18 protein-coding genes are annotated in these 19,682 nt (G+C 73.8%); 6 read left to right on the top strand and 12 right to left on the bottom strand.

From position 1 onward, the window contains the following. Positions 1–35: 35 nt before the first annotated feature. Genes KBX06_RS26715 through KBX06_RS26690 form a run of 6 tightly spaced genes read left to right on the top strand, consistent with a single transcriptional unit; the run spans position 36 to position 6,382 of the window. The gene (locus KBX06_RS26715; RefSeq protein ID WP_210839763.1) at positions 36–1,631 is read left to right on the top strand and encodes an FAD-dependent oxidoreductase; all 1,596 of its coding nucleotides are present in this window, start codon (positions 36–38) and stop codon (positions 1,629–1,631) included. 27 nt (positions 1,632–1,658) lie between these two features. Next, positions 1,659–2,942, top strand: a complete 1,284-nt coding sequence (locus KBX06_RS26710; protein ID WP_210839761.1) for an ABC transporter substrate-binding protein — start codon at positions 1,659–1,661, stop codon at positions 2,940–2,942. A 12-nt stretch (positions 2,943–2,954) separates the two neighbouring features. Continuing rightward, the gene (locus tag KBX06_RS26705) at positions 2,955–3,902 is read left to right on the top strand and encodes a carbohydrate ABC transporter permease (protein ID WP_210839759.1); all 948 of its coding nucleotides are present in this window, start codon (positions 2,955–2,957) and stop codon (positions 3,900–3,902) included. Further along, positions 3,892–4,734 carry a carbohydrate ABC transporter permease gene (locus KBX06_RS26700; protein ID WP_210839758.1) on the top strand — a complete coding sequence of 281 codons (843 nt, stop codon included), beginning with the start codon at positions 3,892–3,894 and terminating at the stop codon, positions 4,732–4,734. The genes KBX06_RS26705 and KBX06_RS26700 overlap by 11 nt, the downstream gene beginning before the upstream one ends. Positions 4,735–4,736: 2 nt before the next feature. Next, a complete protein-coding gene (locus KBX06_RS26695; protein WP_210839756.1) occupies positions 4,737–5,690 on the top strand; it encodes an ROK family protein in 954 nt (317 codons plus the stop codon). Beyond that, positions 5,687–6,382 carry an N-acetylmannosamine-6-phosphate 2-epimerase gene (locus KBX06_RS26690; RefSeq protein ID WP_210839755.1) on the top strand — a complete coding sequence of 232 codons (696 nt, stop codon included), beginning with the start codon at positions 5,687–5,689 and terminating at the stop codon, positions 6,380–6,382. Before KBX06_RS26695 ends, KBX06_RS26690 begins: the two co-directional genes overlap by 4 nt. 75 nt (positions 6,383–6,457) lie before the next feature. Here the strand turns inward: KBX06_RS26690 and KBX06_RS26685 are convergent, their stop codons facing one another. The 12 genes from KBX06_RS26685 to KBX06_RS26630 all read right to left on the bottom strand — a co-directional run bounded on the left by KBX06_RS26685 (position 6,458) and on the right by KBX06_RS26630 (position 19,207). Next, positions 6,458–7,396: an aminoglycoside phosphotransferase family protein gene (locus tag KBX06_RS26685; RefSeq protein ID WP_210839754.1), complete on the bottom strand. Its 939-nt coding sequence runs from the start codon at positions 7,394–7,396 to the stop codon at positions 6,458–6,460. Positions 7,397–7,580: 184 nt separating this feature from the next. Continuing rightward, on the bottom strand, positions 7,581–8,507 hold the full coding sequence (locus KBX06_RS26680) for a diacylglycerol kinase family protein (RefSeq protein WP_210839753.1): 927 nt from the start codon (positions 8,505–8,507) through the stop codon (positions 7,581–7,583). 114 nt (positions 8,508–8,621) lie between these two features. After that, positions 8,622–9,431 carry a methyltransferase domain-containing protein gene (locus KBX06_RS26675; protein ID WP_210839752.1) on the bottom strand — a complete coding sequence of 270 codons (810 nt, stop codon included), beginning with the start codon at positions 9,429–9,431 and terminating at the stop codon, positions 8,622–8,624. Beyond that, positions 9,412–10,236, bottom strand: coding sequence for an ABC transporter ATP-binding protein (locus tag KBX06_RS26670; protein WP_210839751.1), 825 nt, complete (start codon positions 10,234–10,236; stop codon positions 9,412–9,414). The genes KBX06_RS26675 and KBX06_RS26670 overlap by 20 nt, the downstream gene beginning before the upstream one ends. Then, positions 10,176–10,979: an ABC transporter ATP-binding protein gene (locus KBX06_RS26665; RefSeq protein ID WP_210839750.1), complete on the bottom strand. Its 804-nt coding sequence runs from the start codon at positions 10,977–10,979 to the stop codon at positions 10,176–10,178. The genes KBX06_RS26670 and KBX06_RS26665 overlap by 61 nt, the downstream gene beginning before the upstream one ends. Continuing rightward, positions 10,976–11,989, bottom strand: coding sequence for a branched-chain amino acid ABC transporter permease (locus tag KBX06_RS26660; protein ID WP_210839749.1), 1,014 nt, complete (start codon positions 11,987–11,989; stop codon positions 10,976–10,978). Before KBX06_RS26660 ends, KBX06_RS26665 begins: the two co-directional genes overlap by 4 nt. Then, positions 11,986–12,879: a branched-chain amino acid ABC transporter permease gene (locus KBX06_RS26655; protein ID WP_210839747.1), complete on the bottom strand. Its 894-nt coding sequence runs from the start codon at positions 12,877–12,879 to the stop codon at positions 11,986–11,988. The genes KBX06_RS26660 and KBX06_RS26655 overlap by 4 nt, the downstream gene beginning before the upstream one ends. Next, entirely contained in the window at positions 12,876–14,069 is a 1,194-nt protein-coding gene (locus KBX06_RS26650) for an ABC transporter substrate-binding protein (protein ID WP_210839745.1), read from the bottom strand. Before KBX06_RS26650 ends, KBX06_RS26655 begins: the two co-directional genes overlap by 4 nt. A 45-nt stretch (positions 14,070–14,114) precedes the next feature. After that, entirely contained in the window at positions 14,115–14,519 is a 405-nt protein-coding gene (locus KBX06_RS26645) for a roadblock/LC7 domain-containing protein (protein WP_210839743.1), read from the bottom strand. Between the two features lie 17 nt (positions 14,520–14,536). After that, positions 14,537–17,011 (bottom strand): nitrate- and nitrite sensing domain-containing protein, encoded by a 2,475-nt coding sequence (locus tag KBX06_RS26640; RefSeq protein WP_210839741.1) that lies wholly within the window; start codon positions 17,009–17,011, stop codon positions 14,537–14,539. A 177-nt stretch (positions 17,012–17,188) separates the two neighbouring features. Continuing rightward, positions 17,189–17,662, bottom strand: coding sequence for a helix-turn-helix transcriptional regulator (locus tag KBX06_RS26635; RefSeq protein ID WP_210839739.1), 474 nt, complete (start codon positions 17,660–17,662; stop codon positions 17,189–17,191). 273 nt (positions 17,663–17,935) lie between these two features. Then, positions 17,936–19,207, bottom strand: a complete 1,272-nt coding sequence (locus KBX06_RS26630; protein ID WP_210839737.1) for a cytochrome P450 — start codon at positions 19,205–19,207, stop codon at positions 17,936–17,938. Between the last annotated feature and the right edge of the window lie 475 nt (positions 19,208–19,682).

The following is a 19,682-nucleotide window of genomic DNA, read 5'->3' as shown; positions in this document are numbered from 1 at the left end:
GGTGACGTGCAACCGGAAGGAAGCAAGTGGTACAGATGCGTGCGGACGTCCTCGTCGTCGGGGGCGGGCTGGGCGGGGTGGCGGCGGCGATCGCCGCGGCCCGGGCCGGCCGGTCGGTCATCCTGACCGAGGAGTTCGACTGGCTCGGCGGGCAGCTCACCAGCCAGGCCGTCCCGCCGGACGAGCACTCCTGGATCGAACAGTTCGGGGCCACCGCGAGCTACCGGGCCCTGCGCACCGGTATCCGCGACTACTACCGCCGGCACTACCCGCTCACCGAGCGGTCCCGGGCCTGGACCGACCTCAACCCGGGCGCAGGCTGGGTCAGCCGGGTCTGCCACGAACCCCGGGTGGCCGTCGCCGTCATCGAGCAGATGCTGGCGCCGTTCCTCGGCTCCGGCCGGCTCAGGGTGCTCCAGCCCTACCGGCCGGTCGCCGCGGAGACCGACGGGGACCGGGTGGTCGGGGTCACCGTGGCGCACCGCGACCGGGACGAGCGCATCGACCTCGTCGCCCCGTACGTCCTGGACGCGACCGAGACCGGCGAGTTGCTGCCGCTGACCGGCACCGAGTACGTCACCGGCTTCGAGTCGCAGGCCGACACCGGCGAGCCCAGCGCGCCGGCCGAGGCGCAGCCGATGAACATGCAGGCCGTCTCCGTCTGCTTCGCCCTCGACCACGTCGACGGCGACCACACCATCGAGCGCCCGGCCAACTACGACTTCTGGCGCGACTACAAGCCCGACTTCTGGGGCGACCGGCTGTTGTCCTGGCGGTCGCCGCACCCGCGCACCCTGGAGATCGTCGAGCGCAGCTTCACCCCCAACCCGGACGACGACCCGCTGGCCGTCAACGCCGACCAGCGGCTCAACCCCGGCGACGGCAACCTCTGGACGTTCCGGCGCATCGCCGCCCGGCGCAACTTCACCGAGGGCGCGTACGACAGCGACATCACGCTGGTGAACTGGCCGATGATCGACTACTTCGAGGGTCCGGTCATCGACGTGCCGAACGCGTCGTGGCACCTCGGCAAGGCCCGCGAGCTGTCGTACTCGGTGCTCTACTGGATGCAGACCGAGGCGCCGCGCCCGGACGGCGGGACCGGCTTCCCCGGCCTGCGCCTGCGCGGCGACGTGACCGGCAGCCGCGACGGGCTGGCCCAGGCGCCCTACATCCGCGAGTCGCGCCGCATCCGGGCCGAGTACACGGTGGTCGAGCAGGACCTGTCGCTGGCCGTACGCGGCGGGCACGGCGCGGTCGCCTACCCGGACCCGGTCGGCGTCGGGATGTACCGCATCGACCTGCATCCCTCCACCGGCGGCGACAACTACATCGACGTCGGCTCGTGCCCGTTCGAGATCCCGCTGGGCGCGTTGATCCCGCAGCGGGTCGAGAACCTGCTCCCGGCCGGCAAGAACATCGGCACCACCCACATCACCAACGGCAGCTACCGGCTGCACCCGGTCGAGTGGAACGTCGGCGAGGTCGCCGGCCTGCTCGCCGACTTCTGTCTGGCCCGGGGCGAGTCCCCGCGCGCGGTCCGCGGCACCCCCCGCCTGCTGGCCGACTTCCAGGACCGCCTCTCGGCGGCCGGCGTGGAACTGCGCTGGCCCCAGGTCGCGGGCTACTGAACACCCCCCCCCGTTGAGGAGAAGACCATGAGATTGGGAAAGGCTGTACGCGGTGTCGCGGCGACACTGGCCGGCGTCCTCGCACTGACCGCCTGCGGTGGCGGCGACGAGGCCGGGGACAAGGGCCCGGCCAGTCTGCGGATGACCGTCTGGTCGGCCAACGAGGCGCACCTCAAGCTGTTCGACGAGATCGCCGACGAGTACCGCAAGACCCACCCGGACGTCGCGTCGATCACCTTCGACCCGCTGCCGTTCGAGAACTACACCACGACACTGACCACCCAGATCGCCGGCGGCAACGCGCCCGACCTGGCCTGGGTGTTCGAGAACTCGGCCCCCGACTTCGTCGCCTCCGGCGCGCTGCTGCCGCTGGACGAGACGCTCAAGAAGATCGAGGGCTACCAGTACGACGACATCTCCCCCGCGACGCTCAAGCTCTGGCAGGACGGGGGCAAGTTGTACGCGTACCCGTTCTCCACCTCGCCGTTCGGCGTCTTCGTCAACACCGACATGCTCAAGAAGGCCGGGCAGAAGACCCCGGCCGAACTGATCGCGGCCGGGCAGTGGAACTGGGACACCGCGCTGACCGTCGCCGGCGCCACCGCCGGTGCGACCGGCAAGGCCGGCCTGGTGATCCGCGACTTCGACTACAAGGGCTGGGACAACCTGTCGACCCTCTGGACGGGTTGGGGCGCCCAGGCGTGGAGCGAGGACGGCAGGTCCTGCGGCTTCGCCGCCCCGGAGATGGTCGAGGCGATGACCACCCTGCACAAGGCGATCTTCACCGGCAAGGCGCTGCCCGGCCCGGGTACGACCGCCGACTTCTTCGCCGGTGACGCCGCCATGACGGTCACCCAGATCTCCCGCGCCTCGCTGCTGAAGCCGGACGGCTTCGGCTGGGACCTGGTGCCGCTGCCAGCCGGGCCGAAGGGCAGCTACTCGGTGGTCGGCCAGGCCGGCGTCGGCGTGATGAAGAAGAGCAGGAACGCCGACGCGGCGGCGGACTTCCTGGCCTTCCTGACCAACCCCACCAACTCGGCCAAGCTGGCCCAGTTCTTCCCGCCGCCGCGCCAGTCGCAGCTCACCGCCGAGACGCTGGGCAAGTCGAACCCGACGTTGAAGCCCGAGCAGTTGCAGAACGTCGTCATCGACGGCATCACCAACGGCGTGGTCAAGCCCAGCCACGCGGGGCAGGCCGAGCTGAGCCAGCAGGTACGCGCCGGGCTCGACCCGCTCTGGCAGGCGGACGCGGACGTCAAGGCCGTCCTCGACGGTGTCTGCACCAAGATCCAGCCGCTGTTGGCGAAGTAGGGCAGCCTGACCATGTCCCAGACGGACACGACGGTGGGCGGGGTCGAGGCCCCGCCCACCCGGGACCGGTCGCGGCCGTACTGGACCAGCCGCCGCCGCGACCAGCTCACCGGCTATCTGTTCATCGCACCCCAACTGCTCGGCAGCGCCGTCTTCGTGATCCTGCCGCTGATCCTGGTGGTCTGGTACAGCCTGCACGAGTGGAACGTGCTGGCCGGCACGTTCGAGTTCGTCGGCACCGAGAACTACGCGAACCTCGCCGACGACACCAACCTCGGCTCGGTGCTGCGGGCCACCGGCCTGTTCTCGGTCGGGCTGGTGGTGTTCAACCTCGGCCTGGCCCTGCTGCTGGCCGTACTGCTCAACCAGAAGCTGCGCGGGACGATCCTGTTCCGCACCCTGTTCTTCTCCCCCGTGGTGGTCTCGCTGGTCGCCTGGACCATCGTGTGGGGCTTCCTGTTGCAGGACAACGGCGGAGTGAACGGCCTGCTCGACACGATCGGCGTGGCCGGGCCGAACTGGCTGCGCGGTGAGGGCACCGCCATGTTCTCGGTCGTCGTGGTGCAGGTGTTCAAGAACGTCGGCCTGAACATGGTGCTCTTCCTGGCCGCGCTGCAGGGCGTGCCGGCCGAGCTGTACGAGGCCGCCGAGGTGGACGGGGCGAGTCGGCTGCGCCAGTTCTGGCGGATCACCGTACCGATGATCAGCCCGACCATCCTGCTCACGTCGATCATCACGGTCGTCGGCTCGTTGCAGGTCTTCGCGCAGATCGCGGTGCTGACCCAGGGCGGCCCCGGCACCTCGACCACGGTGCTCGTCTACTACCTCTACCAGCAGGCGTTCCAGTTCCACCACTTCGGCTACGGCGCCACGCTGTCGATCGTCCTGTTCGTCATCGTGCTCGCGCTCACCGTGCTCCAGTGGCAGATGCGTAAGAGGTGGGTCCACCATGAGTCGTGAGCTGTCGCCCCGGACCAAGCTGCTGCTCTACGGGGTGCTGATGGTCCTGGCGGTCCCGTTCGTGTTCCCGACCTGGTGGATGGTCACCTCGTCGCTGAAGCCGGTGGCGGACATCTTCGCCTTCCCGCCGAAGCTGCTGCCGGTCGACGCGGAGCTGGACGCGTACCGGCGGGTGTTCGAGTTGCAGCCGTTCGGCCAGCAGTACCTGAACAGCCTCTACATCGCGCTGGTGGTCACCGTCGGCACCCTGGCGGTGGCGGCGCTGGCCGGGTACGCCTTCGCCCGGATCCGCTTCCGGGGTCAGAACGTGCTCTTCCTGGTGATCCTCGCCGGCCTGCTCATCCCGAGCGAGGTGACGATCGTGCCGCTGTTCCAGATGTTCTTCGAGCTGGGCCTGGTCGACACCCACTGGCCGCTGATCCTGGTGCCGATCCTGGGGGCGCCGAGCGTGCTGGCGACCTTCATCATGCGGCAGTTCTTCATCAGTCTCCCCGGCGAGCTGGAGGAGGCGGCCCGGGTGGACGGGCTGGGGCGGTTCGCGACCTTCTGGAAGATCGCCCTGCCGCTGTCGCGGCCCGCGCTGGGCGCGGTCGCCATCTTCACCTTCCTGCACAGCTGGAACCTCTACCTGGAACCGATCGTGTTCCTCTCCTCGCCGGAGAAGTTCACCCTGCCGCAGGCGCTCACCCAGTTCGTCGACGCGTACGGCGGCCCGATGTGGAACGTCCAGCTCGCTGCGGCGTCGATGACGGCGCTGCCGGTCCTGGTGGTCTTCGTCATCGCGCAGAAGCAGTTCGTCGAGGGCCTGGCGCACACCGGGCTCAAGGGATGACGGTGCCGGCGCCCCTGGTGGGCCTCGACATCGGCGGCACCAAGACGGCGGCGGCGCTGGTCGGGCCCGACGGGGAGGTGCTCGGGCGTCGCCTGGCACCCACCCCCGCCGGGTCCGGGCCGGCGGCCGTGCTGGACACCGCCGCGCGGCTCGCCCGGGAACTGCTCGATCCAGGCGGCGCCGGCCCGGTCGGGGTGGGCACCGCCGGCACGGTCGACCCGGGCACCGGCACCATCCGGTACGCCACCGACAGCCTGCCCGGCTGGGCCGGCACCCCGGTCGCCGACGAGTTGGCCGTCCGGCTGGCCCGGCCGGTCCGGGTCACCAACGACGTGAACGCCGCCGCGCTCGGCGAGAGCTGGGTCGGCGCCGGCCGGGACCGGCGGGAGCTGCTGCTGGTCGCCGTCGGCACCGGTCTGGGCGGCGCGATGCTCCAGCGCGGTCGGATCTGCACCGGCGCCCGGGGCGGCGCCGGTGAGGTGGGGCACCTGCCGGCTCCCGGCGCCGAGCGGCTGCGCTGCGGCTGCGGCCGGTACGGGCACCTGGAGGCGATCGCCTCGGGCACGGGACTCTCCGCCGCGTACGCCCTGGACACCGGCCTGCGGATCACCGGACGGGCAGTGGCCGAGCGGGCGGCGGCCGGCGAGCCCGTCGCCCGGGAGGTGGTGGAGCGCGCCGCCACAGCCCTCGGCCGGGCGCTCGCCGGACTGGTCGCCCTGCTGGATCCGCAGGCGGTGGTGCTCGCGGGCGGGGCCGCCGACGCGCTGCTCCCCCGCGCCCGCGCCGCCCTCACCGCCGAACTGCCCGCGGCGTGGGCGGACGTGCCCCTGCTCCCGGCGACGCTCGGCGCCGACGCGGTCGTCGTGGGCGCCGCCCGGCTGGCGGGCCACCCCGGCCACGGCCGGCAGACAGATGCCGCCCCCGCCCCGGTCACCGACAGAAGGACGAGAGCGTGAACGTGTTCGACGAGCTGGCCGGCGGCCTCGTGGTCTCCTGCCAGCCGGTGCTCGACGACCCCGACGACCCGATGCGCGACCCGTACGTGCAGGCCCGGGTGGCCGCGGCGGTGGTTCGGGGCGGCGCGGTGGCCGTCCGGGCCAACGGCACCGCCGACGTCCGGGCGATCCGCGCCGCCGTCGACGTGCCGGTCATCGGGCTGCACAAGCAGGGCGTCGACGGGGTGTTCATCACCCCGACGGCGGCGCACGCGCTCGACGTCGCCGCAGCCGGCGCGCACATCGTCGCCGTGGACGCCACCGACCGTCCCCGCCCGGACGGGCGGAGCTTCGCCGACACGGTCCGGGCCGTCCGGGAGCGCAGCGACGCACTGGTGCTCGCCGACGTCTCCACCGTCGAGGAGGGCGTGGTCGCCGCACGGGCCGGCGCGGACGCCGTGGCGACCACCCTCTCCGGTTACACCCCGGCCAGCCCGCCTACCGACGGGCCGGACCTGACGCTGCTGGCCCGGCTCGCCGCCGTGCTGGCGGTGCCGGTCATCGCCGAGGGGCGCTACCGCAGCGCCGAACAGATCGGGCAGGCGTTCGCGGCCGGCGCCCACTCGGTGGTGATGGGCAACGCGGTCACCTCGCCGCTGTGGATCACCCGTCGCCTGGTGCCGGCCACCCCGGCGGGCGGCCGGCGCGCCTGACGCCGCCGCAGCGGCCAGCTCCAGCCCGGGGACCGTGTTGACGGCCCGGTGCGGGACGGCGGGCGTGGCGGCTGGTCAAGGCTTGGGGCTGCGGACGGCGCCGGCCGTGTACTCGGAGAAGATCCCGCCGAGGACGCGCAGCGCCCTCGCGGCCGGCTCGTCGGCATCGCCCACCGTGGAGGAGCAGGTGACCAGCGTCTTCCAGAGGGCCCAGCCACGCCCGCGCCGCCAGGTCGCCTCGTCGACCGACAGCCGTTCCCGGAACGCGTGCCGGCCGTCAGCGGTCAGCAGTGTCCACGCGACTGCCAGGTCACAGGCTGGATCACCGACGCCACATGTCCCGAAGTCGATGACAGCCGCCAACTCCCCGTCGATGAGCAGGAGATTCCCTTGGGCGACGTCACCGTGGAACCAGCTCTGCGCACCGTCCCAGCGGGCGTCCAGTGCGCTCTGCCAGATCTCGCGCGCCAGGTCGACGTCGACGTGGCCGCCGAGTGCCGTGAGCGCGCGTTGGGCTTGCCCATCGTAGGTGCGCAGCGTGCCGCCCCGGAACCAGTTGTGCTGCCCGGGGCGGGGACCGTCGGTGGTGTCGACGCGTTGCAGGGCCGCCAGGAACCCGGCCAGGTCGAGCGCGAATCGAACGGGGTCGGCGATGTTGTCCGCGCTCGCCGGCTCTCCGTCGAGCCATGGGTAGACCGACCACGAGTAGGGGTAACCCGCGCCGGGTCCACCTTTCGCCAGTGGGGTGGGGATGGGCAGCGGGAGCCGGGGGGCGAGCGCCGGAAGCCAACGGTGTTCCTTGTCGACGGCCAAGGCGTACTCGGCCGCGCTGGGCAGACGCACCGACATCCGCGGGCCGAGGTGGAAGGTCCAGTTGTCCCAGCCACCCTTGGCCACGGGCTGAACCGGAAGGCTGGCCCACTGCGGGAACTGTTCGCGAACGAGCCGATGCACCTGATCCGCGTCGACGGTGATGCGCCGGGGCACGGGACCGAGGTGCGGTGTGCTGCTCACGGAGGCGTCCCTGTCTGCTGAGGAAGGCGGCGGGTGGATCTGAACGACGGCTCGCCGTCTCAGCAGACCGGATGTCCCCGGTCGATGTCGAGCAGATTTCCACCGCGGCACATCGGCGGTTGCGTGGGCACCCGCTCCGGGGGTGTCCCGTGTCGCGACGACCGGCTGGCCGCGCGCCCCGCGATCAGGAGACGGGTCCGGGGCAGCAGAGCGTGAGCGCGCCGGGCACCACCCGCACCTTGAGCTTCGTCACCTCACCGCGCGCGCCGCCGTCCAGCTCGTACGTGCGCGGCGCGGCGAGCCGGACCTTGATCCTGCGGCCGCGGGTGATCCGCACGAACGGCGACTCCTCCGAGCGGCCGGCGGCCATCCGGCCGAGCGTACGCGCCCAGTCCACCGCGCCGTCGGCGGTGGACACCCCGACCTCCAGGCAACCGTCGTCGGGGCGGGCGTCGTCGAACGCCGGGATGCCGCCGGTGATCGTGCCGACGTTGCCGAACAGCACGCAGCTCGCGTCGCCGTCGAACCAGTCCGTGCCGTCGACCGTGACGCGGGTGCGGACGAGTTCGCCGCGGACGTGCCGCAGCCCCGTCCACGTGTAGGCGAGGCGACCGAGCCTGCCCTTGAGCCTGCCGTCGGCCTCGCGGATGAGGTCGCCGTCGAAGCCGGCGCCGGCCATCACGGCGAAGTGCTCGCCGTTGATCCTGCCCAGGTCGAGGGCGCGGCGTCGCCCGTGCAGGCCGATGCGGACGGCCTCGGGCAGGTCCTGCGGGATGCCCAGGTTGGCGGCGAAGAGGTTGGCGGTGCCGGCGGGCAGGATCGCCATGGCGGTGCCGGAGCCGGCGAGGGCGTCGGCGCAGCGCTGCACCATGCCGTCGCCGCCCCAGACGAAGACCAGCTCGGCGCCCTTCTCCAACGCCCTGCGGACCTTCTTCGGCGCCTTGCGGCTCTTCGGCACCTCGTACCAGATCAGCTGCTCGACCCCGGCGCCCACCAGCTCGGCGCGCAGCTGGTCGAGGCCGCCGCCGAGGGTCTTCTTCCGGTGGGCGACGACCGCGACCACCCGGGCCGCGGTCGCCGTCGCGTCGCCTACCGTGCTGCTCGTGCCCATGACCGCCGGGAGTACCCGGCCGGCGCGGTTTCCACGCCCGCCGGCCGGTCGGTGCGGCCGGCCGCGGCCCGACAGCTCGCCGAACGGCGCCGGGCACGGGTGCGGCGCCCGGCCTCACCGGCGCGCCGGCCGCCGGCCCCGCGTCGACACGAACTGGTACGACATCACGACGAACCCGGGATCCCGCAGGAGCCTGCGGAATGCCTCCAGCTGCCCGGCGGACACGCCCGCCTCGATCAGCTCCGGCTCCAGCTGCCGGGAGTTCGTCTCGTAGAGCGACGCGCCTGGCGAGCCGCCGGGCCAGCTCTGCGAGTGGGTGACCGTGTCGACCTCGACCAGCCCCGCCGAGGCGAGGTGCGCGTGCACGTCCTGCGCCCAGGCCAGGTCCGCGCCGTGGCTCTGCAGGACGCCGAGCATCGCGTCCGTGACATGGGCGAAGAGCTTCGCCGCGTCGTCGCTCGGCGCGGTCAGCACGCGCAGCGGGGCGGTGCAGTCGAACTCCTCGACGACCAGCCACCCGCCGCGGGCCAGCGCGCCGGTCAGCGAAGCCAGCACGCGTCGCCGCTCCGGCAGGTGCAACAGCACCAGCCGGGCGTGGATCAGGTCGAAGGCGTCGCCGGGCGGCGGCTCGCTGCGCACGTCGTGCCGGCGCACGTCGAGGTTGGCCGCCGGGACGAGGCGCGCGGTGTCGATGTCGGTGGCCAGCACGCGTCCCGCCGGGCCGACCGCCTCGGCCATGCTCCTCGCGACCGAGCCGCCGCCGGCGCCGATCTCCCAGCAGACGCCGCCCGGGGCGAGCACCGGAGCGCCGATGCGGGCCGCGGTGATCGGGTCCAGGAAGGACTCCAGCGCCCGCAACTGGGGCACCGCCTCCGGGGAGCCGTTGTCGAAGGTGTACTCGGTGTCACGGAATTCGGTCGGCATCGTCGCTCATCCCTGTCGAAGGTGGTCGGGTCAGGTGCGTGGAGTCGGCCCAGAGCCCGGGCACCGGTCGGACAGCCGGCAGCTCCGCGACCGCGGCGACGCTGAGCATCGCCGCCAGCCGGCCCGGCTCGGCCCGGGCCTCGTCCGCCGGACGGTCGTAGACCACCCGGCCGTACTCGAGCACCGCGATCCGGTCCGCGACCTCGACGGCGTGCTGGATCTGCTGCTCGACGAGGAGCACGGCCAGCCCGGTGCCGGCCAGGATGCCGACGAGGTCGCGCACCCGGGCGGCCAGATTCGGGGCCAGCCCCTCGCACGGCTCGTCGAGCAGCAGCACCCTGGGCTGGCCGAGCAGGGCCCGGGCGATCGCCAGCATCTGCTGCTCGCCCCCGGAGAGTTGGTCGCCGCGGTGGCGCAGCCGGGCCGCCAGCCGGGGCAGCAGCTCCAGGATCCGGGCGACCGTCCACCCCTCGCCCCCGGGGGTCGCGGCGCGCCACGGCACCGCCGCCAGGGCGAGGTGCTCGGCCACGGTCAACCGCGAGAAGACGCGCCGGCCCTGCGGGACGAGGCCGACCCCGCTGCGGGCGATGCGGTGCGGCTGCCGGCCGGCGACCTGCACGCCGTCGACCTCGATCCGCCCGCCGCAGGGCCGCACCAACCCGGCGACGGCGTGCACGAGGGTGCTCTTGCCGGCGCCGTTGCGGCCCACCACCGCCTGCACGCTGCCGGCCGCCACGTCGAGGGTCACCTCGTGCAGCACGATCCCGTCGGCGTAGCCGGCACACAGCCGCTCCGTGCGCAGCATAACGACACCCCCTCCGCGTAGGCCTGCCGGACCGGACCGGAGGCACGGATCTCGGCCGGCGTACCGGTGGCGACCGTCCGGCCGTCGCGCAACACGCTCACCTGGTCGCAGAGCGCGTACACCAAGTCCAGCCGGTGCTCGACCAGCAGCACCGCGACGGCGCGCGGCAGGGCCCGCAGGAACTCCACCAGCCGGGCGACCTCGACGACGGACAACCCGGCGGCCGGTTCGTCGAGCAGCAGCAGCCGGGGACGGCCGGCCAGCGCCATGGCGATCTCGAGCTGCCGGCGCTGACCGTGGGCGAGTCGGCCGGCGGGAACGGCGCCGACGTCGCCCAGGCCCATCCGCTCCAGCCACGCACCCGCCGTACGCTCGGCGGCGCACCGCCTCGCACCCGGCCGCCACCGGCCCGGCCGCACCGCGTTAGGCAGCGCGGCGACCACCACGTTCTCGGTCGCGGTCAGGGTCGACCAGACGGCGGGGCGCTGGTGGATCCGGCCGACGCCCCGCCGGGCCCGGGCGGCGGGACCGAGCCGGGTGACGTCCCGCCCGGCGAGGAGCACGCGGCCCCCGCCCGCCCGGGTCGCCCCGCCGAGCACGTCGAGCAAAGTGGTCTTGCCCGCGCCGTTGGGCCCGATCAAAGCGTGCCGCTGACCGTGTTCGACCCGCAGGTCGACGTTGTCCAGCGCCGTCAGCGCCCCGTACCGGACCGTGACGCCCAGGGCGTGCAGCAGCGGCGTCATGTGCGTGCCCCCGTCGGCGCCGGCCGCTCCCGGCCGCCGGGGCTCGCCGGCAGCCCCGGCAGCAGCCGGCCCGGCCCGCCCGCCGACCGGTGCCCGTCGCCGGGCAGCAGGTAGACGGTGACGACGAACGCCAGCCCCAGCACCAGGGGCGCGTACCCGGGAAGCACGCCGAACAGCCAGTCCCGGCCGGCCACGACGATCACGGCCCCGACCAGGGCGCCACCGACCGACGTGGCGCCGCCGACGACCACCCCGAGCAGCAGCAGGGCGGAGGTGTCGAAACCGAAGTCGGCCGGTGAGACGAACTGCTGGGCGACCACCAGCAGGGAACCCGCGGCGCCCGCGACCGCCCCGGCGGCCACGTGCACGACCGCCACGTGCGCCGGCACCCGGTGGCCGCTGGCCCGCAGCCGCGCCTCGTCGTCCCGGCCGGCGCGCAGCAGCAGGCCGACCCGGGTGTGCAGGACCAGCAGCACGGCGCCGACCAGCACGGCGACGACCACCAGGGCGTAGAGGTAGCGCGCCCGGTCCGTGGCCAGCACCGGCAGCCCCCACACCGGACGCACCGGCGGGACCCCGGCGAGCCCGTCGCTGCCGCCGGTGACCGAGCGCCACCGCCCGACGACGGTCACCACGAGTTCGCCGATCGCCAGGGTGATCATCAGGACGATCACGCCGCGCGCGTACACCACGAGCGGAACGGTCGCCGCGGCCAGCGCCGCGCCGGCCGCCGCCGCGACGACCAGATGCACCACCGCCACGTCGGAGAGTCGGCTGCCGAGGACCGCGCTGGCGTACGCCCCCGCGGCGTAGGGCGCGGTCTGCCCGAGCGTGGGCAGCCCCGCGACGCCGGTGAGCAGGGCGACACTCACCCCCACCAGGCCCAGCGCGAGGGTACGGGCCAGCAGCGCCACGGTGTAGTCGTCGACCGTCCACGGGGCCAGCACCAGAGCGGCCAGGACGAGCACGGCGACACCGCGCCGCAGCGCGCGTACCGCCTCGTCCCTCACGACGCCCGCCGGGCCGTGGCCAGTCCCCGCGCCCGTACCGCGAGGACGGCGGCCATGGCGGCGAAGAGCAGGAACGGGGCGGCCGACGGGGCGAGCGCCACCCCGAGGGTCTGGATCTGCCCGACGGCCAGGGCGGCGAGCAGGGTGCCGCCCATCGATCCGAGCCCGCCGAGGACGACGACGACCAGCGAGAGCAGCAGCACCGCGTCGGCGGTGTCCGGCCCGGGACCGATGATCGGCGCGCCGAGCACGCCCGCGGCGCCGGCCAGCGCACCGGCGGCGGCGAGCACGCCGAGGCGGATCCACGCCGGGTTCACGCCGAGGACCGCCACCATCTCGGCGTCGTCGACGGCCGCGCGGACCAGCATCCCGGCCCGGGTGCGCCGCACCGCGACATGGAGCAGGCCGGCGAGCACGGCGGCGACGACGATGAAGACCAGCCGGTACGCCGCGTAGCGGTGCCCGGCGACGGCCACCGATCCGTCCAGCGCCGCCGGCACGCGTACCGGCGGGTCGTCCGGCCCGAACGCCGCCACGAGGAGGCTGCCCCCCACCAGCGCCAGCCCGAAGGTCAGCAGCGCCTGGGTGAGGTGGCTGCGCGCGGCGACCCGGGTGAGCAGCCCGGCGACCAGCGCGCCGGCGGCGGTGGCGGCGACGGTCCCGACGGCCAGTGCCAGCAGCAGGCTCGACCAGCCGCCGTCCAGCAGCGCGGCGGCGGTGTACCCGCCGATCGCGTACAGGGTGCCGTGCGCGAGGTTCAGGATGCCGGCGACGCCGAAGCAGAGCACCAGCCCCGCCGCGGCGACGAAGACCAGCAGCCCGTAGGCCACCCCGTCCAGGGCCGGGACCAGGTACGGGTCGATCCGGGTGTCGACCGCCACGGCGGTCACCCGCCGACGGTGGCGAGATCGCCCACGACGGTGTTGGACAGCGCCCGGCCGTCCTGGCGTACCTGGCGCAGGTACCACTTCTGCACGGGCGCGTGCGTGGTCGGCGAGAACTGCCAGGTGCCGCGCGGGCTGGCGATCTGGCCGAGCTGGCCGATGGCCGCGTTGATGCTCTGCGGGGACGGGTCGTCGCCCGCCGCCGCGATGGCCCGGTCCAGCACGGCCGCGGCGTCGTAGGAGGCCATGGCGTACGTGGTCGGGGAGCCGTCGTTCTTCGCCCGCCAGGCGGCCACGAAGGCGCGGTTCTCCGCGTTGTCCAGGTCGGGCGAGTAGTTGAGCACCGAGTAGACGTCCCGGGCGGCCTCGCCCTGGGCGTCGAGCACCCCGCCCTCGGTCAGGAAACCGGCGGCGTAGAGCGGCAGGTCGCTGATCTCCGACTGCGCGTACTGCTTGACGAAGTCGACGGCCGCGCTGCCCGCGTAGAAGGTGTAGACGGCGTCCGCGCCGGAGGCCTTGATCCGGGCGAAGTACGGAGTGAAGTTGGTGGTCGTCGGGAACGGGGTGAAGGTGGTCCTGCCGCCGGGGTTGGCGAGTTCGCCGCCCTCCTTGACGAAGGCGTCGGTGAAGCCGCGCAGCTCGTCCCAGCCGCCCTGGTAGTCCGGGCCGATGGCGTAGACGCTGCCCTTCACGTTGTCGCGCACGTGGCGGGCGATCGCCTCCCCCGGCTCGTCTGAGAGGTAGGAGGTGTGCCAGATCCGGGACACGTCCTTGAGTTCCGGGCGCCCGTTCGAGCCCACGAACGGCACCTTCGTCTCGTTGAGCAACGGATAGACCCCGGCCACCGATCCGCCGCCGACGATCCCGGTGAGCGCGGCCACGCGGTCCTGCTTGAGCAGTTTCGTGGCGGCGGGCACCGCGGTCGCGGCCCCGTTGCCCTCGTCGGCGACGACGAGTTCCACCTGCCGCCCGCCGAGCTTGCCGTCGTGGGTGGCCAGGTAGAGCTCGAAGCCGGCGCGGATCTCCTTGCCGACGGCCTGGTAGGTGCCGGACAGCGACGCCAGCAGGCCGATCTTGATCGATCCGGCGGTCCCGGCGCCCCGCCCGCCGTCGGCACAGGCGGTCGCGGCGAGCAGGACGACGGCGAGCAGGGCCGCGGTGCGGGCACGGCTGCGCCGGGGCATGGTCTCAGACATGTCTTCTCCAGGAGGGGATGGGGGTTCGGCGTGGGTGCCGGGGTGTCAGCGGCCGCGGCTCAGCGCCGCCCGTGCCGCCGGGGTCAGCGCGTCACCGATGCGGTTCGCCAGCTCGGTCATCTCGTAGGAGACCTTGCCCACGTCGCACTGCGGGTCGGCGAGCACGAGCAGGGACGCGCCGTCGTTGAAGGCCATCGAGAACATGAAGCCGCCCTCGAGCTGGGTGACGTTGGAGATCACCGCGCCGGCGTCGAAGAAGGCCGCCGCGCCGCGCAGCAGGCTCACCAGCCCGCTGCCGGTCGCCGCCAGCTGGTCCGCCCGGTCCGGTGGGAGGCCCCTGGTGGCGGCCACCATCAGGCCGTCGCTGGAGATCGCGATGGCATGGCTGACCTCGGTGGCGCGCTCGGCGAAGGCGTCCAGCAGCCAGCCGAGATCCTGGTGGTCGGTCACGTGCTCTCCCTGTCGGGTCAGTTGTTGATCAGGTTGGGCCGACGTCCCGCGACGCCCCGCGCGTACGCGGCCATCGCGGTGGCCACCTGGGTCGGGTCGCGGTGCGCGGAGCGCTGCTGCGGCACGGTCACACCGCCCGGGACGAGGTGCCGCTGCGGCTGACGTCTCGGCAGACCGGACGTGGTGGTGGCGACGACCTCGGGCGCGTCGGCGCGGGCGGCGCTTCGCCAGGCGTCGTCGGCGGGGCTGGCCCAGGGCCCTTCGCCCGGGCCGTTGTCGTGTCCGGCCTGGAACCAGTGGTTGACCTCCTCGAAGATGACGAGTTCCTCGGTCGGCTCGTCACCTCGTCGGGCCGGCGCCGGCGTGGGCCGGAACACCGGCGCCACCGGCAGTGCCCGCTCGGCCACCGGCCTGCCCGCCGACGGCTCCGCCGGCCCGCCGGCCCACGGCTGCGGCAGCGCCCCGTACGCCGGCGGCGCGAGAGTGGTCCGCGCCGCGCGCCGCGACGGCCTGGTGGGGGTGAGCAGGAACTCCTCCGGAGGCAGCGACCGGATGATCGCCCCCGGGAGCGTCGCCTCGGCGATGGTGCCCCGGCGGGGGCCCGGACGGAGCTGGACGGCGACGCCCAGCCGGGCGGCGAGCTGACCCACGACGACCAGCCCCATCGCCCGTACGGCCGCGACGTCGATGGCGGGCGGGTGGGCCAGCAGGTCGTTGAGCTGTCGGCGCCGCTGCGGCGACAGCCCCACGCCCTCGTCGCTGACCTGGACGATCACCCGGTCGCCGAGGCTGCGGCCGGTCACCCACGCCTCGGTGCCGGGCGGGGAGTAGCCGGTGGCGTTGTCCATCAGCTCGGCCAGCAGGTGCACGACCTCGTCGATGGCGTCGGCCGCGACGGCGACGTCACCGTCGACCATGCCCAGACGGATCCGGGCGTAGTGCTCGATCTGGCTCTGCGCGGCCTGGAGCACCTGTTGCAGCGGCACGTCGTGTTGGCGTACCCGCCCGACCCCCACCCCGCCGAGCACCAGCAGGCTGGCGTTGATCCGCCCCATCCGGGTGGCCAGGTTGTCCAGCGTGTAGAGCTGGTCCAGCCGCTCGGGGTCGGTCTCGTCCCGCTCGACCTTGTCGACCTGCGCCAGCACCGCGTCGACCAGCCGCTGTTCCCGGCGGCTGAGGTGGATGAAGATGTCGGCCGTGTTGGCCCGCATGACCGCCTGCTCGGCGGCGGTACGCACGGCCGCGCGGTGCACCGCGGCGAACGCCTCCCCCAGCTCGCCGATCTCGTCGCCGCTGGATGCCTCCAGCGCGTCCGCGGACTGCCGGCGGGCCAGGTCGTCCGGGTCCACCGACGAGCTGTCCGGATGCTGGAGCCGGGCCACCACCTGCGGCAGCCGTTCGAACGCGACGGCGTTCGCCGCGTCCCGCAGCCGACGGAGCCGGCGCGTGATCTGCCGGGCGACCGCCCAGGTGACCAGTGCCGTGAGCAGCAGGGCCACCACCACGGCGACCGCCTCCACGGCCGTGCGCCGTCGTTGCTCGGCGTGGGCGGAGCGGATGTCGGCGAGCACCGCCGCGTCCACCCGTTGGCGCAGTTCGGCCAGGCGGACGGACCACTGCTCGGTCGCGGCGATCCAGGCGCCGGGGTCCAGCCGCGGCCGGCTGCCCGCCCGGGTCCTCGACACCTCGTCCTGCAGCCGCTGGAGCTGCAGGGCGTCCCCGCCGCTGCCCGCCTGCTCCCACCAGCCCCGCCAGGCGGGCCGGGCGAGCGCCACGAAGGACAGGCTGGACTCGGTGAAGCTGGACCGGGCGGCGGTGATGTCCTGCTGCACGGCGGGGGTCAGCTGGTCGGCCGCGACCGCGCGCAGGACGGCCACCTGCTGTTGGCCGGCCGCCTCGGCCGCCTTGGACAGCGCCGCCGAGGCCCGCATGCCGTCCGTGATCCGGGCGTTGACCGCCCCGAGGGTGAGGCTCTCGCGGAGGCTGAGCAGGTCGGCGATGACGATCCGGTAGCTGAAGGTCATCGCCGACACCGAGGCGTGCGCCGCCGTCCGGACCTGGGCGCGCAGCGGCGGCAGCCCCTCCAGCGCCAGGTCGATCCGCGCCAGGGCGGGTTGACCGGCGGCGGGCCCGGCGGGCACCGTCGCCCGCTGCCGGCGGTAGCGGGCGACGGCGTCGTCGGTGCTCCTGGTGGCGTGCGCGAAGGCCTCCTGCTGCTCGGCCGCGCCTCGGCTGAGCAGGTCGGCGGCGACGACGCGCTCGCGTTGCAGCCGGTGGGCCAGGTCGCCCGCGTCGGCGCCGAGGTGTGCCAGGAGTCCGAGGTCGCTCGCGCGGGTCGTCTGGCGGACGCTCTCGGTCAGCGCGAGGCCGGCGAATCCCATCACGGCGACCAGCGGTGCGGCCACGATGAGGCGCATCCGGGTGGCGATCTTCCAGTGCCGGCGGCCGGTCGGATAGGGTCGGGCCGCGTGGGACCTCGTGCTCGACGCCAAGATCGACTCCCGCGACTCATCCAAGACGGCCAATGCGCACGTTGCCATTTGCACGTCTCATTCCGCCGGAACCAGCGTCCGCAAACCAGACCTGACGGTGGTACAAACGGCCCGTACCGGCATCTGTACCCGGCGTCGAGAACGCCGCGCCACCCCGGGATCCCGACCCGGTGCAGGTCAGGGGCGCCCGGATCGCCCGTCCGACGGCTCCGGGGGAAGATCCGCCGCCGGCTGCCCGCCGAGGACCTGGCCGATCAGCTCCCGCAGCTCGTCGATCGCGGCCACGACCGCCTCCGGGTCGCGCGCGTCGCGCCGTACGGCCGGCGCACCGGAGGCCGGATCGAGCCCCGCCACCTTGCCGAACCGGGGGCCGCGACGCCCGTCCGCCGCCAGCTGTTCCGCCGCGACCTGCGGCCACAGCGCCGCCAGGCGGCCACCGGTGCCGAGCACCTCGTCACAGCGGACGGCGAACTCGTGGCTGCCGTACCGGCGGCCGGACTCCACCGCGGCGACCGTCTCGCGGCTGAACCGCACCCGCTCCGCGAGCGCCCGCTGGGTCAGGCCCTGCCGGGTGCGCCAGGCGCGCAGCTCGGAGCGGAACCGGTGGATGGCACCGGAACCGTTGGCGCTCGGCGGGGGCGTGCGATCCATGTGTTCACCTTCACGACGCCGACCGGCCGGCAGCGGCATCGGCATCAATCGACATTGGGCGACGAATGGGTATTCGCAGGGGACAATTCTTAACCCTTGACGCGACTAGTGTGAAGACGTGACTTCGTACGGTAGTCGTTCGCCGCGGGCCGCAGACCGGACGCCGTCGCCCCCGCGGACACGCGCGCGTCCCGGCCCGACGCCGCAGGGCACGGCCCGCGCGCACCGCCCCGGGACGGAACGGGACCGGCTGCGCGGCCGTGCGGCGACCCGTCAGCCGGCGACGGGTGCCGCCGGGCCACCGGTCGACACCGCCGCGTCGAGGACCACCGGCAGGCTCCGGTGCGCCCGGAAGGCGACATTGACCTGGTACGCACGGCGATGGTCGGCGGCCAGGCGCAGCCCGGGAACCGCCTGGCAGAGCCGGGTCAGCGCGATCCGCGCCTCCAGCCGGGCCAGCGCCGCACCGACGCAGAAGTGCGGCCCGTGCCCGAACGACAGGTGCCCGTCCGCGTCGCTGCGGTGCGGATCGAACTCCTCCGGCCGGGCGAACGCCGCCGGATCCCGATTCGCGGCGCCGATCAGCAGCAGGCAGCGCGCACCCGCCGGAATGGTGACTCCGCCCAGGGTCACGGTTCGGCGGGTCACCCGCAGCCAGCCGTCGATGGCGGGCGCGAACCGCAACGTCTCGGTCAGGAACGCGGGTATCCGCCGTGGGTCCTCGCCGAGTTCGCGCCACCTTCCGGGGCTCGACAGCGCCCGGTCGAGTGCGTGGGCGAGCAGACCGGCCGTGGTCTCGTGCCCGGCGACCAGGAGGTTGAACACGATGCTCGACACCTCGGCCTCCGTGAGCACCTCGTCGTCACCGTCGCGGTACGCCAGCAACTGCCCGACGTAGTCGTCGCCGTACGCGCCGGCGGCGAGCCGGGCGCGGACCACCTGCTCGCAGTAGCGCCAGAACTCCCACAGGCCCCGCGCGAGCCGGACCTGTTCGGCCGGGTCCGGCCGCCCCCAGAGCAACGCGATCTGCCCGTCACCCCAGGCCCTGACCCGCCCGACGTCCTCCTCCGGCACGCCGAGGATGTCGAGCACGACCAGCAGGGGCAGTTCGGTGGTGAACTCCTCGACGAGGTCCGCCCGACCGCCGCCGCGGGCGACGAGCCGGGACACCAGTTGGTCGACCCGGCGCCGGACGATCGCGCCGTAGTGGTGCTCGACGCGGTCGGGGGTGTTGGCGAAGGTCGCCCGCAGGGCCCGACGGGTGCGGGGGTGCACCGGGGGGTCGGCGGCGGCGGTGGTGGGTGGCGCGTCGATGCGCGCGATGATCTCCATGGCCTCGGGGCAGACGTCGTAGATCGGCGCGAGGGTGAGGGCGTTGCCGAAGGCCTCCGCGTCGCTGAGCGCGCGACGGACGTCGGCGTGCCGGCTGATCAGCCACAGCCTCAGGTCGGAGTCGTGGTGGACCCTGACGGGATCGTCGAGAAGCCGCCGCCACACCTGCGCCGGGTCGACGAGATACGCCCCCACGAACGGATCCAATCGCATGACCACCTCCTGGGGCGCCATGGCCACGAACGGAACTGCCGAACAACTCCCGGGTTCCGGTCGTCGCCGCTCGCCTTCACGGTGCGCCCATTCCGGAAGCAAGTCAATATCGGCATACTTCGATGCGCACCGTGCCGGTCACACGCCTTCGCCTGGGGGCGCACCACGTCGTCCCGCAGGTTACGAGATGTCTGTTGCCCGCCGGTCGGGGCGATGAACAGGGTAAACGATGAAGCTGCGAGCACCGGGCAATCTCTCGCACCCGCCGCCCCGCGTGTCCCGGGCGGCGGAACCGGGAGGCTACGCGCACCGGTCGGCAATGCCCGCGGAGAGTGCGACGGCCGTTCGTACGACGTATGGAAGACTGCCCCACGATCCGGCGCGTGACGCCCGACCGCCCGCCGGAGGAGACTCCTCGGGTCGCCGCCGCGCGACCTTCGTGGAGACGGCGCACTCCCGGCGCAGCGTCGCCGGC

The sequence above is a fragment of the Micromonospora sp. C31 genome (assembly GCF_018070575.1).
Taxonomy (GTDB): domain Bacteria; phylum Actinomycetota; class Actinomycetes; order Mycobacteriales; family Micromonosporaceae; genus Micromonospora.
The sequence above is the reverse complement of the archived record's forward strand: the minus strand, read 5'-3'. Positions and strand labels throughout refer to the sequence as shown.

Coding starts and splice junctions, on each gene's coding strand:
- KBX06_RS26715 (WP_210839763.1), top strand. CDS start 36: ATGCGTGCGGACGTCCTCGTCGTCGGGGGCGGGCTGGGCGGGGTGGCG.
- KBX06_RS26710 (WP_210839761.1), top strand. CDS start 1,659: ATGAGATTGGGAAAGGCTGTACGCGGTGTCGCGGCGACACTGGCCGGC.
- KBX06_RS26705 (WP_210839759.1), top strand. CDS start 2,955: ATGTCCCAGACGGACACGACGGTGGGCGGGGTCGAGGCCCCGCCCACC.
- KBX06_RS26700 (WP_210839758.1), top strand. CDS start 3,892: ATGAGTCGTGAGCTGTCGCCCCGGACCAAGCTGCTGCTCTACGGGGTG.
- KBX06_RS26680 (WP_210839753.1), bottom strand. CDS start 8,507: ATGGGCACGAGCAGCACGGTAGGCGACGCGACGGCGACCGCGGCCCGG.
- KBX06_RS26675 (WP_210839752.1), bottom strand. CDS start 9,431: ATGCCGACCGAATTCCGTGACACCGAGTACACCTTCGACAACGGCTCC.
- KBX06_RS26670 (WP_210839751.1), bottom strand. CDS start 10,236: ATGCTGCGCACGGAGCGGCTGTGTGCCGGCTACGCCGACGGGATCGTG.
- KBX06_RS26665 (WP_210839750.1), bottom strand. CDS start 10,979: ATGACGCCGCTGCTGCACGCCCTGGGCGTCACGGTCCGGTACGGGGCG.
- KBX06_RS26650 (WP_210839745.1), bottom strand. CDS start 14,069: ATGTCTGAGACCATGCCCCGGCGCAGCCGTGCCCGCACCGCGGCCCTG.
- KBX06_RS26635 (WP_210839739.1), bottom strand. CDS start 17,662: ATGGATCGCACGCCCCCGCCGAGCGCCAACGGTTCCGGTGCCATCCAC.
- KBX06_RS26630 (WP_210839737.1), bottom strand. CDS start 19,207: ATGCGATTGGATCCGTTCGTGGGGGCGTATCTCGTCGACCCGGCGCAG.